The organism is Kineococcus sp. TRM81007 (assembly GCF_022669155.1).
Taxonomy (GTDB): domain Bacteria; phylum Actinomycetota; class Actinomycetes; order Actinomycetales; family Kineococcaceae; genus Kineococcus.
Window position 1 is genome coordinate 528614 of record NZ_JALBVB010000056.1, and the last position, 14654, is coordinate 543267.

Sequence of the window (14654 nt, forward strand, 5' to 3'; positions counted from 1 at the left end):
GGGGGAGAGCCTCAGCGCACGGTGAAGCTCTTGGTGTCGCCCGCGGGCTGCGCGCCGGCCTCACCGCCGGACTCGTCGGGGCGCTCCACCAGGACGGTGTACTCGCCCGCCGGCAGCGGGATCGTCACGGAGAACTCCGCGAACGTGCCGTTGGCGCCGGCCTGCGCCGGCCCGCGGGTCACCTCGGCGCCGGAGGCGTCGGTGACGGTGTACAGCAGGGTGCCCTCGAAGGCGCTGCCGACGCCCTCGACGACCACCTGGCCGGGGGTGCCGGTGTCCACGGACGTGATCCACGCCGGGGCCTGCACGTCCGCCTGCGGCGCGCGCGAGACCGTCTCCGGCAGCGCGTAGCCGAACACCAGCGGCTCCGACCGCCCGTCGACGCGGATCTCGACCGGCACGTCCTCGCCGGCGGCGGCCGTGACCGTGTAGACGAGCTGCTGCACGGCGGCCGTCACGTCACCGGCCTTGGCGTCCCCGGACGCCGCCGAGGCGGCGATGTCCACGACGAGCCGGTCCTCGCCCGCGGTCACGGTCGCGGAGGCGTCCGGGCCCCACGGGCTGGCGTAGTCGGGGTCCGAGGGCTGCCCGCCCAGCACGGCGCGCAGCGCGTTCGTCGCGTCGTCCGCCGCGTCGCCGGCGGGCACGTACTCGCGGAAGAGCAGCTGCGGGTCACCGCCCAGCCAGTACACCGGCACGGTGGCCGAGCCGGCCGGCAGCGCCTGCCCGGTGCCCGCGGCGGGCGTGCCGGGGTCGCTGGTGCTCGCCGCCTCCGGCGGGGTCGTCGCTCCGGTGGTCCCCTCGGCCGGCGCACCGGTCGTCGCGTCCTGCGCCGGGGAGGGCGACGTGGTGCCCTGCTGCGTCGTCCCGGTGGAGGCCGAGGCGACGGTGCGCACCGCGCCGTCGCCCCGGGTCAGCGCGAAGGCGCTGCCGCCGACGACGACGACCGCGGCGGCGGTCGCCACGGCGGCCCAGGCGCGGGTGGAGCGGCGGCTGGCGTTGGTGCTCATGCGGATCTCCTGGAGGCGCTCGGTGGGCTGCACCGCGTCGGCGCGGGCGGCGAGGGCGTCGCGCAGCGCGCGGGCGGTGGGGTCGGTGTCCGGGTCGGGCAGCGGCCCGGCGGGTGCCGGGTCGTCGGGGTCGGGGCGGTCGCTCACGGGGTTCCCTCCTGGCGGGTCAGGCCGGCGCGCAGCGCCGCCAGCCCGCGGTGCGCGTGCGTCTTGACGGCCCCGCGGCTGATGCCCAGGGTCTCGGCGATGTCCTGCTCGGACAGGTCGGCGGAGTAGCGCAGCACCAGGACCTCCCGCTGGCGCGCGGGCAGCCCGTCCAGCGCGGCCAGGACCAGCCGGTGCTCCGCGGAGCGCACCGCCCGCTCCTCCGGGCCCTCCGGCGCCGGGTCCGGCAGTGGGCGCCTGCGGTCGGCCACGGCGCGGTGGCGCAGCACGTCGCGGGCGCCGTTGACCACCGCCTGCCGCAGGTACGCCACGGCCGAGGCCCGGTCGTCCAGCCGCCGCCAGCGGCGGTGCAGCGCGACGAACGCCTCCTGCACCACCTCCTCGGCCGTGGACGTCTCCCCGGTGAACTCCGCGGCCAGCGCCACCAGGCGCCGCCAGTGCGCGGCGTACAGCACGGTCACGGCCGTGTCGGCGTCCCAGGTGCGGGGGTCGTCGGCGTCGTGCCCGTCGCGCGCGACGCCGGGCCCGGGACCGACCTGCCGGTCAGCCACGGCGCGCCGCGCTCTGAGCATCTCCACACCAGTACGACGAGCGAGGAGCGGTCACGGTTGACATCCAACCGGAGGTGATCGGCCGGGAGGGGGAGCGGGCACCCCGGGCACCCGGCGGGCCGCGCGGGTACGGTTCCGCCATGAGCGGCAGACGGAACGGCAGCGCCCCCGCCGACCTCTTCCTGCGCATCGTCGCCGGGGACCTGCCGGCGACGGTCGTGCACTCCGACGACCTCGTCGTCGCCTTCGAGGACGCCGACCCGCAGGCCCCGGTGCACGTCCTGGTCGTCCCGCGCGAGCGCCACGAGACCGTCGCCGACCTCGCCGCCGAGGCCCCCGCGACGCTCGCGCGCCTGGTCCAGGTGGCCCAGCGGGTGGCCGACGAGCGCTGCGGCGGGCACTACCGGCTCGTCTTCAACAGCGGCGAGGACGTGGGTCAGTCGGTGCCCCACGTGCACGGTCACGTCCTGGGCGGCCGGGCCTTCACTTGGCCGCCCGGCTAGTCAGAGGGTTGGATGGGGTCCCATGTGCGGCTTGTGCGGTGAGATCACGTTCGACGGTCGGCCTGCGGACATCGGGGCGGTCCAGCGGATGTCGCAGCCGCTGGCGCCCCGCGGACCGGACGGCGAGGGCTACTGGGCGCAGGGCCGGGTGGCCTTCGGGCACCGGCGGCTGTCCGTCATCGACCTGTCGGTGTGCGGCTCGCAGCCCATGGTGGACCCCGACCTCGGCCTGCACGCGGTCTTCAACGGCTGCATCTACAACTACAGGGAGCTGCGCGAGGAGCTGATCGGTCACGGGTACCGGTTCAGCTCGACCTCCGACACCGAGGTCATCCTCAAGGGGTACCACCGGTGGGGCACCGACGTGGTGGACCACCTCAAGGGCATGTTCGCCGTCGTCCTGCACGAGCGGGACTCCGGCCGCGTGGTCCTCATGCGCGACCGCCTCGGCATCAAGCCGCTCTACCTGGCCGAGACGCCGGGGCGGCTGCGCTTCGCCTCCTCGCTGCCGGCGCTGCTGGCCGCCGGGGACGTGGACACCACCATCGACCCCGTCGCGCTGCACCACTACCTCTCCTGGCACGCCGTGGTGCCCGCTCCGCTGACGATCCTCAAGGGCGTGCGCAAGCTGCCCCCCGCGACCGTCCGCGTGATCGAGGCCGACGGCACCAGCCGCGAACACCGCTACTGGAACGCCCAGCACGTGCGCCGCGAGCAGTTCGCCGGCTTCTCCGGCGAGGACTGGGAGGACGCCGTCCTGGACTCCCTGCGCGCCGCGGTGCGCAGGCGCACCGTCGCCGACGTGCCCGTGGGGGTGCTGCTCTCCGGCGGCCTGGACTCCAGCCTCATCACCGGCCTGCTGGCCGAGGCGGGGCAGACCGACCTGGCGACCTACTCCATCGGCTTCGAGTCCGTCGGCGGCCGCGAGGGCGACGAGTTCGCCTACTCCGACGTCATCGCCGAGCGCTACGCGACGAACCACCACCGCATCCGCGTCACCGGCGACGAGCTCGTCGGGGCCCTGGGCCACGCCGTGGGCGCCATGCACGAGCCGATGGTCAGCCACGACGTCGTCGCCTTCGACCTGCTCTCCCAGCAGGTGTCGCAGTCCATCCGCGTCGTGCAGTCCGGGCAGGGCGCCGACGAGGTGTTCGGCGGCTACCACTGGTACCCGCCGCTGGCGGGCCTGAGCCCCGAGCAGGGCGTCGACGCCTACGCGAAGGCGTTCTTCGACCGCGACCACGCCGGCATGGCGCAGGTCCTGCAGCCGCAGTGGCTGACCGGCTCGGACGTCTCCCGCGAGTTCGTGCGCCGGCACTTCACCGCCCCCGGCGCCGACACCGCCGTGGACGCCGCGCTGCGCCTGGACACCGAGGTCATGCTCGTCGACGACCCCGTCAAGCGCGTCGACAACACGACCATGGCCTGGGGCCTGGAGGCCCGCGTGCCGTTCCTCGACCACGAGCTGGTCGAGCTGGCCGCGGCGATCCCGCCGGAGCTGCACCTGTCCGACGACGGCAAGGGCGTCCTCAAGCGCGTGGGCCGCAAGGTCATCCCGCGCGAGGTCATCGACCGGCCCAAGGGCTACTTCCCCGTGCCGGCGATCACCCACCTGCAGGGCAAGGTCCTCGGCCTGGTCAAGGACGCCCTGACCAGCGAGGCCGCCCGCCGCCGCGGGCTGTTCCGCCCCGAGTACGTCTCCGAGCTCGTGCGCGACCCCAACGCCGAGCTCACCCCGCTGCGCGGCAACAAGCTGTGGCAACTGGGCCTGCTGGAGCTGTGGCTGCAGCAGCACGGGATCGACTGAACCGCCGGGGGAGGACGATGAGCACCGTGGGAACCCGTCGCCGGGCGAACGTGGCCGGGCTGCGGCACCGCGGCCAGGATGCGCACACCATCTCCAGCCGCAACTGGCAGCGGCCGCCGAGCCACCTCACGCGCGACATGGCCAGCGACGTCGTGCTCGACATGGGCTGGGGCCGGCTGGTGTTCGGGCACACGTTCACCGACCAGCGCGACGTCGTCGACGCCCTGCGCGCCGAGGAGTCCGGCGAGCGCGACATCGCCATGTACGTGCCCGAACCGCAGGTGCTCGTGGGGCTCGCGCCGCACGAGCTGTTCATGGACCCGTCCATCACGTTCCGCCTGCCGCTGGCGCGCTACCGACCCCCGCGCGACCGCAACCCCGACGTGTTCGTGCGGATGGTGCGCGACCGCTCCGAGCTGGAGCACGTCAACCGCCTGTACGCGGCGAACGGGATGGTGACCTCCGACCCGGACGTCATGTGGGCGAACCACCGCACCCGCACGTTCACGTACCTCGTCGCCGAGGACACCCGCACGCGGGCGGTCGTCGGCACCGTCACCGGCGTCGACCACGTGCTGGCGTTCGGCGACCCCGACGAGGGCGCGAGCCTGTGGTGCCTGGCCGCGGACCCGCAGAGCGCGCCGCGCGGCACGGGGGAGGCGCTGGTGCGGGTGCTGGCCGAGCGCTACGTCGCCCGCGGGCGCGCCATCCTGGACCTGTCCGTCCTGCACGACAACGACGGCGCCATCGCGCTCTACCGCAGGCTGGGTTTCCGCCCCGCCCCGCCGGTCGTCGTCAAGCGCAAGAACCCCATCAACCGGCCGTTGTTCTCCCCGCAGCCGGAGCGGCTGGGCGAGCTGAACCCCTACGCGCGCATCATCGCCGACGAGGCGCTGCGACGCGGGGTGCGGGTGGAGGTCACTGACGCCCCCAGCGGGGAGATGCGCCTGACGTTCGGCGGCCGCTCCCTGCTGACGCGGGAGTCGCTCTCGGAGCTGACGAGCGCGGTGGCGATGAGCCGCTGCGACGACAAGCGCGTCACGCGCCGGCTGCTCGCGGCCACCGGGGTGCGGGTCCCGCGCGGGGTAGAGCTCGCCGCGCCGGCCCTGGCCGACGGCGAGGGCCTGGCCGCCGCCGAGCGGCTCATCGCCGAGACCGGCCCCGTGGTGGTCAAGCCCGCCCGGGGGGAGCAGGGCAAGGGCATCACCATCGGGGTGCGCGACGCCGAGACGCTGCGGCGCGCCGTCGCCGAGGCGTCGGCGAACTGCCCCGACGTCCTCGTGGAGGAGTTCGTCACCGGGCAGGACCTGCGGATCGTCGTCATCGACCACGAGGTCGTCGCCGCCGCCGTGCGCCGGCCCGCCGCCGTCATCGGCACCGGCAGCGACGACGTGCGCACCCTCGTGGTCAAGCAGAGCCGCCGCCGGCAGGCAGCCACCGGCGGCGAGTCCAGCATCCCGCTGGACGACACCACCGAAGCGGTGGTGCACGACGCGGGCTTCGGCATGGACGACGTCCTGCCGCGGGGGGAGCGCCTGGAGGTGCGCCGCACCGCGAACCTGCACACCGGCGGCACCATCGAGGACGTCACCGACGACCTGCACCCCGACCTCGTGGACGCGGCGGTGGCCGCCAGCCGCGCCCTGGGCATCCCCGTCACCGGCCTGGACCTGCTCGTGCCGGACGTGTCCGGTCCCGAGCACGTCGTCATCGAGGCGAACGAGCGCCCCGGTCTGGCCAACCACCAGCCGCGGCCCACGGCGCAGCGGTTCCTGGACCTGCTCTTCCCGGAGACGCGGCGCGTCGAGCAGCGCTGAACCCCCGCCCCTCCCGCGGTGATCGGGGAAGTCGCGACCCCTCGATCACCGCGGTCGTGCGGCGGTGGCGTCGTCGGTGCGGAGGGTGAAGCCCCGGGTGCGCAGCCGGTCGGCGAGGACCGTGCCGATGCCGGTGGCGGGGGTGAGCACCCCGGCGGCGTCCGGCAGGCGCTCGCCGTCCAGCGCCAGGGCCAGCGCGCTCTCGCCGAGCATGACGGCGGTGGCGGCGTACCCGGGGTCGCCCTGCGCGGCCACCGCGGTCAGGTAGCGGCGCCCGCCGGCGGTGCGCGCGTCGAGCACCACGCGGAACCGGCCGGTGCGCCGGGTCCGTTCGGACGGGCCGCTGCCGGGGACGGGCAGCAGCCGGTCCACCAGGGGGCGGGCCGGCCGCAGCGCCAGCGCCCCGGCGAGCACCCCCAGCGCTCCCGTCACCGCGAACGCTCCCACGGGCGCCGACCGCCCGGTGAACGCCACGACCTCCCGGTAGCGCAGCCGCGGCCCGTACGCGTGACCGAGGAGCGCGTTGCTGCGCCGCACCACGCGGGTGTTGTACGGGGCCATCACGAACGGCGCCACCCAGGCGCCGTCCTCCTCGCGCCGGTGCGGGCGGAACACGTCGCGCTCGCGGCCCAGGTCCGGTTCGGCGTCGCGGTCGGGGCTCAGCGCGTACGGGTCGGCCAGCAGCCGCCGGGCCGCCGGGTCGCTGCGGGCGGTGTCCAGCTGCAGGCGCAGGGAGTCCACCGTCCCGCCGCTGACGCCGCCGCGCGCCGAGCGCACCTCCAGCACCGCGTCGGTGAGGTGCCCGGCGCCGTCGGCGGTGGCGCGCTCGTGCGCCAGCAGCACCGCCAGGTCGGAGGGCACCGAGTCGAAGCCGCAGGAGTGCACGATCCGCGCGCCGCTGCCGCGGGCGGCGGCGTGGAACTCCCCGGCGCTGCGGTGCGCGAACAGCGTCTCGCCCGTCAGGTCGGCGTAGTGGGTGCCGGCCGCGGCGCACGCGGCGACCAGGGGCAGCCCGTGGCGCAGGTACGGCCCCACCGTGCTGACGACGACGCGCGCGGTGCCGGCGAGCTCGCGCAGCGACGCCTCGTCGGTGGCGTCGGCCGTCAGGACGGGCCAGCGCTCGGCAGCGCTCCCCAGACCGGCGCGCACCCGCTCCAGGCGCTGCGCCGAGCGGCCGGCGAGCCCGATGCGCGTCCCCGGCCCGGCGTGCGCGGCGAGGTGGCCGGCGACGAGCCGGCCGACGAAACCGGTGGCGCCGAAGACGACCACGTCGAGGTCGCGCTCCGGGCCGTGGCTGGTGTCGCGCCGCACCCGCCCCACCGTAACCGCGGCCCGGCGCCCCTGCCCGCGCACACGCCCCGGTTGGGACCGCCGCCCCGGCAGACGGCAGTATCGGCCCGTGAGCCCCACCGACCGCCCCCAGCACCGCACCCACACCGCCGGCAAGGACACCGCCGCCGGGGTCGTCGACGCACCGGTCGACGTGGACTACCTGACGTCCACCCTCATGGAGCTGCTGCGCGTGCCCAGCCCCTCCGGGCGCACCGACGCGGTCATGCAGGTCGTGGGGCAGCACATCGAGAGCCTCGGGCTGCCGGTCGACCTGACGCGCCGGGGCATGCTGCGCGCCACCCTGCGCGGGCGCACCGACGTGGTCCGCCGCGCCGTCGTGGTCCACGCCGACACCATCGGGCTGATGGTCAAGCGCGTGAAGGACAACGGCCGCCTGGAGGTCGTGCCCGTCGGCAGCCACAGCGCCCGGTTCTCCGAGGGCGCCCACGTGACGATCTTCACCGACGACTTCGACAAGGTGTACACGGGCACCGTCCTGCCGCTGAAGAGCTCCGGGCACACCTTCGGCGACGAGATCGACACCCAGGGCGTGGGCTGGCAGGTCGTCGAGGTGCGCATCGACGAACCGGTCGCCGGCGCCGCGGACGTGCACGCCCTGGGCGTGCAGGTCGGCGACTTCGTCGCCCTGGACGCGGCCCCGCAGATCACCCGCCACGGCTACGTGAAGTCCCGCCACCTGGACGACAAGGCCGGGCTGGCGGCCTGCCTGGCCGCGCTGAAGGCCCTGCGCGACGCCGAGCTGCCGCTGGCGGTGACCGCGCAGCTCCTCGTCACCATCGGCGAGGAGGTCGGCTTCGGCGCCACCCACGGCCTGGCCCCCGAGCTGGCCGAGCTGGTGGCCGTGGACAACGCGGTCGTCGCCGACGGCCAGACGTCGCGCGAGGACCACGTCAGCGTCGGCATGCTCGACATGACGGGACCGTTCGACTTCCACCTGTCGCGCCGGTTGCACTCCCTGGCCCGCGAGCACGGCATCCCCGCCGTGCGCGACGTCTACCGGCACTACCGCTCCGATGCCGCCCCCGCGCTGGAGGCCGGCATGGAGGCGCGCGCCGCGCTGCTGGGTTTCGGCCTGGAGTCCAGCCACGGCCACGAGCGCACCCACCTGGACGGCCTGGTCGCGCTGGCGCGGCTGCTGGTGGTGTACCTGCAGAGCGGGCTCACCTTCGACGAGTGGGACCGCGCCGAGCACGGCGACCTGGCCGACTTCCCCTCCGACAGCGTGCAGCCGGCCCAGCTGGAACCCGTGGACCGCACCGTCGTGCCCGAGCGCGCCGGCGCCTGAGCCGGCGGCCAGGGCAGCGGCGCGGGCGCCGGGGGAGCAGTGCGCGTCCTGCTCGTCGACAACCACGACTCGTACACGTACAACGTGTTCCAGCTGCTCGCCGGCCTCACCGGCGCGGAGCCGGTCGTGGTCCTCAACGACGCCGTGGCGCCCGCCGAGCTGGACCTGACGGGTTTCGACGCGGTCGTCATCTCCCCGGGCCCGGGGCACCCGGGCGAGGCCCGCGACTTCGGCCTGAGCGCCGAGGTGCTGGCCCGCGCGCGCGTGCCGGTGCTGGGGATCTGCCTGGGGCACCAGGGGATCGCCCTGGCGGCGGGGGCGCCCGTGGTGCGCGCGCCGCAGCCGCGGCACGGTCACGTCACCCGGGTGCACCACGACGGTGCCGGGGTGTTCGCCGGGGTCCCGCAGGGTTTCGCGGCGGTGCGCTACCACTCCCTGTGCGTGACCGAGCCGCTGCCGGCGCCGCTGGTGGCGACCGCGTGGGCCGAGGACGGCGTCGTCATGGGGTTGCGGCACACCACCCGCCCGTTCACCGGCGTGCAGTTCCACCCCGAGTCCGTCGGCAGCGAGCACGGCACCACGATCGTCGGGAACTTCCTGCGCAGCGCCCGCCCGGCGGTGCGCGCCGCGTCGCCGGCCGCCGCCCGGGCGCCGGAGCGCACGTACCGGCTGCGCACGCACGTCCTGGAGCGCGCCGTCGACCCCGCGGCGGTGTTCGGGGCGCTCACGGTGCCGGACGCGCCCGCTTTCTGGCTGGACAGCGCCCGCCCCGGCCCGGGCACCGGTCGCTTCTCCTTCGTCGGCGGTTCCGCCGGTCCCGAGGCGGACCTGCTGACGTACCGCGCGGCCGAGGGGGAGGTGGTGCTGCGCGACCGCGACGGTGAGCGGCGGCTGCCCGGCTCGGTGTTCGAGCACCTGGGCGGCCGGCGCCTGGAGGGCGGCGGGGGCGCGGACGGTCAGGACCCCGGTGAGCTGCCCTTCGACCTCGCCGGCGGCTGGGTGGGCTACCTCGGCTACGAGGTGCGCGCCGACTGCGGTTCACCGACGACCCGGCGCTCGGCGACCCCCGACGCGGCCTGGGTGTTCGCCGACCGGTTCGTCGCGATCGACCACGAGGACGAGCGCACCCACCTGGTCGCGCTGGTGCGCACCGACCCCGCCGCGCCCGGCGTCGCGGCCGCCGAGCGGGACGCGCGCGCCTGGCTGGAGGGCACCGCCCGGGCGCTCGCCGCGCTGCCCGGCGCCCCGCCCCGCCCGGAACCGGCACCCGTGCCGCCGCTGCCGGAGGAGGTGGTGCTGCCGCTGCTGGACCGCACCCGCGAGGAGTACCTCGCCGCCGTGGAGGAGTGCCGCGAGGTGCTGCGGGCGGGGGAGAGCTACGAGGTGTGCCTGACCGCGCAGGCTCGCTCGACCGACCCGGTGGACGCGCTGACCGCCCACCTCCGCCTGCGCCGCGTCAACCCCGCCCCCTACGCGGCGCTGCTGCGCCTGCCCGGCGTGGAGGTCGTGTGCGCCTCGCCCGAGCGGTTCCTGCGGGTGGACCGCGACGGCTGGGCGGAGGCCAAGCCGATCAAGGGAACCGCCCGTCGCGGCGCCGACGCCGCCGAGGACGCGGCGCTGCGCGGCGCGCTGGCCGCCGACCCCAAGACCCGCGCCGAGAACCTCATGATCGTCGACCTGCTGCGCAACGACCTGGGGCGGGTGTGCGAGGTCGGCTCGGTGTCGGTGCCCGCGCTGATGGCGACGGAGACCTACGCCACCGCCCACCAGCTGGTGTCCACCGTCCGCGGGCGCCTGCGCACGGGACTGGGCGCGGTGGACGCGGTGCGCTCCTGCTTCCCGCCCGGGTCGATGACCGGGGCCCCCAAGCTGCGCACCTGCGAGGTCGTCGACGCGCTGGAGCAGCGCGCCCGCGGCGTGTACTCCGGTGCGCTGGGGTACCTCTCGCTCACCGGCGCCGCGGACCTCGCCGTCGTCATCCGCACCCTCGTGCGCGCCGGCGGGGAGTGGACCGCCGGCGCCGGCGGGGCCGTGGTGCTGGACTCCGAGCCCGAGCAGGAGATCGCCGAGATGGTCCTCAAGGCCGGTGCGTCGCTGCGGGCGCTGCTGGACCCGCCGCCGGGCGCTGCCGGCGCGGACGTCCCCCGTTCGGGGGGTGCACGCCCACCGGGCGGGTGAAGCGACCGTCGGCGGCTCAACCCGCCCCGCCCGCGTCCCGACCCCGGGGAGGTGGCCACGGGACCGACGCAGAACTACGGGGACGGGGGCCCGACCGCCTGGCGGCCACGTCCCGTCCTGGCCGCCCTGGTGCGGGCGACCGCCTCGGCCGGGCCGCTGCTGTTCGCCCTGGGCATCGGCGCCGCCGCCGCGCACTGGCTGCCCGCCGCACGGCTCGGCGTGCCCGCGGCCGTGTGGTTGCTGCTCGTCGTGGGGGTCTCCTCCGGGGTGCTGGTCGTCCTCTCCCGCCGGCTGCGCCGGCTGGTCCCCCTCTCGGCGCTGCTCCGGCTGAGCCTGGTCCTGCCCGACCGCGTCCCCAGCCGCTTCGAGGTCGCCCGCCGCACCTGGTCGCCCTCGGCCCTGGAGGACGCGGACGGCGCCGCGGCCGCCGACCGCGGTTCCGCCGAGTGGCTGCTCACCCTCGTGAGCACCCTCGCCGCGCACGACGCGCGCACCCGGGCGCACGGGGAGCGGGTCCAGGCGTACTCGGCGCTGATCGGCCGTGAGCTGGGGCTGCCCCGCGAGGACGTCGACCGGCTCAGCTGGGCCGCCCTGCTGCACGACGTGGGCAAGGTCCACGTCCCCGTCGAGATCATCAACAAGGACGGCCGGCCCACGGACGAGGAGTGGGCCACCCTGCAGGAGCACCCCTGCCACGGCGGTCGGCTGGTCCGGCCGTTGAGCGCGTGGCTGGGGCCGTGGCTCGACGGCGTGGAGCAGCACCACGAGCGGTGGGACGGCGGCGGGTACCCGCGGGGCCTGAGCGGCGAGGACGTCTCCCTCGCGGCGCGCGTCATCGCCGTCGCGGACACCTACGACGTGATCACCTCCGCCCGCTCCTACAAGAAGCCGATGACGGCCGAGCAGGCCCGGGTGGAGATCACCCGCTGCGCCGGTACCCAGTTCGACCCGGACGTCGTCCGCGCGTTCCTCTCGATCGGCATCGGCCGGCTGCGGGTGGTCGCCGGCCCGGCGACCCTGCTGGCGGCCCTGCCCGGGGTGGGGGCCGCCCCCGCCCAGGCCCTGTCGACGGCCTCGACGGTCGCGCAGACCGCCGGCGGGCAGGTGCTGGCCGCCGTGCTCTCCGCCGGGGTCGGGGTGAGCGCGGGCCTCACCACCACGGCCGTGCCGGTCGCCGCTCCGGTGGACGTGGCGGCCGCCGCGCGAGCTGCGGACGCCGCCGGTGCCGTCGACGTGACCGACGTGGCCGACGTGACCGACGTGGCCGACGTGGCCGCGCCGCGCGCCCCCGGCCCGAGCCCGACCACGGCCACCACCCCCCTCCCCGTCGGACTCTCGGCCCTCCCGGCGCGGGCGGCGGCCGAGGTCGCGGCCTCGGGGACCTCCACCCCCGCCGGTCCGGCGGTGCGCAGCCCCACCCCGAACCGGAGCCCGGCGCGCACGTCCGCTCCCCGTCGGACGCCGACCGCCCCGACCCGCGCCCCGACCCGTGCACCGACCACCGCCCCGACCACCGCGACGGTGGCGCCGACCGGGACGCCCACCACCACGCCAGCGGCTCCGACTCCCGCCACCACGCCGTCGCCGACCGGGACGCCCACCACCACGCCGACCGGCACGCCCACCACCACGCCGACCGGCACGCCGACCACCACGCCGACCGGCACGCCGACGCCCACCGGCACGCCGACGCCCACCGGCACGCCGACGCCCACCGGCACGCCGACGCCCACCGGCACGTCGACCGGCACGCCGACGCCCACCGGCACGCCCACCGGCACGCCGACGCCCACCGGCACGTCGACCGGCACGCCGACGCCCACCGCCACGCCCACCGCCCCGGCGACGCCGACCGCCACGCCCACCGGCAACTGCAGCGGCCACGGCAACGGCAGCGGCAAGGGCGACGGTGAAGCCCGCTGCTGAGCCCACCGCCGCGCTTCAGGCCAGGGCCCACGCGCGCAGCCGGGCCGTCAGGTCCGTCCGCCGCGCCAGCGGCTCACCGTCGAGGTGGGTGACCTCCACCACGCCGCGCACGCTGGAGGTCAGCCACACCGCGTCCGCCGCCCGCAGCCGCGCCACCGGCACCAGGTCGGTGCCGGTGGCGATCCCGGCGGCCGCCGCGCCCGCGAACACCGCCCGCTGCGTGGTGCCGGGCAGCACGCCCGTGCCGTCCACCGGCGCGGTCAGCAGCCGCCCGCCGGCCGCCCACACCGCGCTCGACGTGGCGCCCTCCAGCACCAGCCCCTCCGTGGAGGTCAGCAGGGCGTCGTCGGCGCCGCGCCGGGCCGCCTCGCGCAGCGCCGCGGCGTGCACCGCGTACGAGAGCACCTTCGCCCCGCCCAGCAGCCACGGCGCCGCCGCGTGCACGCGCGCCGGTGTGCCGCGCGTCAGGGCCACCACCCGCACGCCGCGCTCGCGGGCGCTCACCAGGGCCGGCGGCACCGGGCGCAGCGCGGCCAGGCCGGTCGGCCCGGCGCCGGGGACGCCGCGCGTCAGGGTCAGGCGCAGCACGGCCTCCGCCCCGGCGGGCACGTCCGCGCTCAGGGCCACGGCCAGCTCCCGCCAGGCGGCGAGGTCCGGGGCGGGCAGGTCCAGGGCGTGCGCGGAGCGCGCCAGGCGCTCCAGGTGCGCGTCCAGGTGCACCGGGCGCACCGGTGGGCCGCCCAGCACCAGCAGCGTCTCGAAGACGCCGTCGCCGCGGGCAGCACCGGCGTCGTCGGCGGCGGCGACCGGGGCGCCGGGCGCCACCTCGCCGCGGCCGAGGACCGCCGTGCGCGCCCGCACCGGGACACACCGCCGCGCCTCGCCGCTCACCCGGGCGAGTCTGGCCGACGCAGCGGGCGCGCGGGCGCCCGCTCGGTAGGATCGACCCCGACGAGCACCCCCTCACCACGGAGGCGAACGGCCCACCGGGCCGACCATGGCCAGCAACGACCCCACCACCCCCGCCGAGGGCGGGCCCGGCGTCGAGCCCGCGGCCACCGCCCGCCACGTCGTCGTCGTGCCGCCCGACGTCTCGATGGTCTCCCTCCTGGGCCCGCGCGACGAGCTGCTGCGCGTGCTGGAGCGGGCCTTCACCCGCACCGACGTCCACGTGCGCGGCAACGAGATCACCGTCACCGGGTCCGCCGGCGAGGTCGCCCTCGTGGAGCGCCTGGTCGACCAGATGCTCGCCGTGCTCGCCGCCGGCCAGCCGCTGTCCGCGGACGCGGTGGAGCGCTCGGTGGCGATGCTGCGCGCCCAGGCCGCCGGCACCGGCAGCGAGCGCCCCGCGGACGTGCTGACGCTGAACATCCTGTCCAGCCGCGGGCGCACCATCCGCCCCAAGACGGTGAACCAGAAGCACTACGTCGACGCCATCGACGACCACACCGTCGTCTTCGGCATCGGCCCCGCCGGCACCGGCAAGACGTACCTGGCGATGGCCAAGGCCGTGCAGGCGCTGCAGGCCAAGCAGGTCAACCGCATCGTGCTGACGCGCCCGGCGGTGGAGGCCGGTGAGCGCCTGGGCTTCCTGCCCGGCACGCTGACGGACAAGATCGACCCGTACCTGCGGCCGCTGTACGACGCGCTGCACGACATGCTCGACCCGGACTCCATCCCGCGGTTGATGGCGGCCGGCACCATCGAGGTGGCGCCGCTGGCGTACATGCGCGGTCGCACCCTCAACGACGCCTTCATCATCCTCGACGAGGCGCAGAACACCTCGCCCGAGCAGATGAAGATGTTCCTGACCCGGCTGGGCTTCAACTCCAAGATCGTCGTCACGGGCGACGTGACGCAGGTGGACCTGCCCAGCGGCACCGAGTCCGGTCTGCGCGTGGTGCAGGACATCCTCGAGGGCATCGAGGACGTGCACTTCTCCCGGCTGACCAGCACCGACGTCGTCCGCCACCGGCTGGTCTCGGAGATCGTCGACGCGTACGGCCGCTGGGAGGACGCCCGGCCGGGCCGGGCGCCGCAGCAGCGCGGGCGGCGGTGA

The 14654-nt window shown here is 76.4% G+C and carries 11 protein-coding genes; 7 read left to right on the forward strand and 4 right to left on the reverse strand.

What is annotated here, in order from left to right; genetic code table 11:
- Positions 1 to 11: 11 nt before the first annotated feature.
- The gene (locus MN205_RS16640; RefSeq protein WP_242129300.1) at positions 12 to 1157 is read right to left on the reverse strand and encodes a Gmad2 immunoglobulin-like domain-containing protein; all 1146 of its coding nucleotides are present in this window, start codon (positions 1155 to 1157) and stop codon (positions 12 to 14) included.
- Positions 1154 to 1636 carry an RNA polymerase sigma factor gene (locus tag MN205_RS16645; protein ID WP_374115964.1) on the reverse strand — a complete coding sequence of 161 codons (483 nt, stop codon included), beginning with the start codon at positions 1634 to 1636 and terminating at the stop codon, positions 1154 to 1156. The genes MN205_RS16640 and MN205_RS16645 overlap by 4 nt, the downstream gene beginning before the upstream one ends.
- A 230-nt stretch (positions 1637 to 1866) precedes the next feature.
- Between MN205_RS16645 and MN205_RS16650 the strand changes: the two genes are divergently transcribed.
- From MN205_RS16650 to ngg, 3 genes are read left to right on the forward strand one after another with little or no spacing between them, the layout of a single operon-like run.
- Complete coding sequence (locus MN205_RS16650) at positions 1867 to 2229, forward strand: HIT domain-containing protein (protein WP_242129303.1); 363 nt, start codon at positions 1867 to 1869, stop codon at positions 2227 to 2229.
- A gap of 22 nt (positions 2230 to 2251) precedes the next feature.
- Positions 2252 to 4036: an N-acetylglutaminylglutamine amidotransferase gene (locus MN205_RS16655; protein WP_242129305.1), complete on the forward strand. Its 1785-nt coding sequence runs from the start codon at positions 2252 to 2254 to the stop codon at positions 4034 to 4036.
- A 17-nt stretch (positions 4037 to 4053) separates the two neighbouring features.
- Positions 4054 to 5853 (forward strand): N-acetylglutaminylglutamine synthetase, encoded by a 1800-nt coding sequence (gene ngg, locus MN205_RS16660; protein ID WP_242129307.1) that lies wholly within the window; start codon positions 4054 to 4056, stop codon positions 5851 to 5853.
- A 45-nt stretch (positions 5854 to 5898) separates the two neighbouring features.
- Here ngg and MN205_RS16665 read toward each other — a convergent pair whose 3' ends face one another.
- On the reverse strand, positions 5899 to 7164 hold the full coding sequence (locus MN205_RS16665; protein ID WP_242129309.1) for a trans-acting enoyl reductase family protein: 1266 nt from the start codon (positions 7162 to 7164) through the stop codon (positions 5899 to 5901).
- A gap of 172 nt (positions 7165 to 7336) precedes the next feature.
- On the opposite strand from MN205_RS16665, the gene MN205_RS16670 reads away from it, so the two are divergent.
- Genes MN205_RS16670 through MN205_RS16680 form a run of 3 tightly spaced genes read left to right on the forward strand, consistent with a single transcriptional unit; the run spans position 7337 to position 12595 of the window.
- On the forward strand, positions 7337 to 8491 hold the full coding sequence (locus tag MN205_RS16670; protein WP_374115965.1) for an osmoprotectant NAGGN system M42 family peptidase: 1155 nt from the start codon (positions 7337 to 7339) through the stop codon (positions 8489 to 8491).
- A gap of 39 nt (positions 8492 to 8530) precedes the next feature.
- Complete coding sequence (locus tag MN205_RS16675) at positions 8531 to 10669, forward strand: chorismate-binding protein (RefSeq protein ID WP_242129314.1); 2139 nt, start codon at positions 8531 to 8533, stop codon at positions 10667 to 10669.
- Between the two features lie 51 nt (positions 10670 to 10720).
- Entirely contained in the window at positions 10721 to 12595 is a 1875-nt protein-coding gene (locus MN205_RS16680) for an HD-GYP domain-containing protein (protein WP_242129317.1), read from the forward strand.
- A gap of 15 nt (positions 12596 to 12610) precedes the next feature.
- On the opposite strand, the gene MN205_RS16685 is transcribed toward MN205_RS16680, so the two are convergent.
- On the reverse strand, positions 12611 to 13456 hold the full coding sequence (locus MN205_RS16685) for an aminotransferase class IV (protein ID WP_242129319.1): 846 nt from the start codon (positions 13454 to 13456) through the stop codon (positions 12611 to 12613).
- Between the two features lie 136 nt (positions 13457 to 13592).
- On the opposite strand from MN205_RS16685, the gene MN205_RS16690 reads away from it, so the two are divergent.
- Positions 13593 to 14654, forward strand: a complete 1062-nt coding sequence (locus MN205_RS16690) for a PhoH family protein (RefSeq protein WP_242129321.1) — start codon at positions 13593 to 13595, stop codon at positions 14652 to 14654.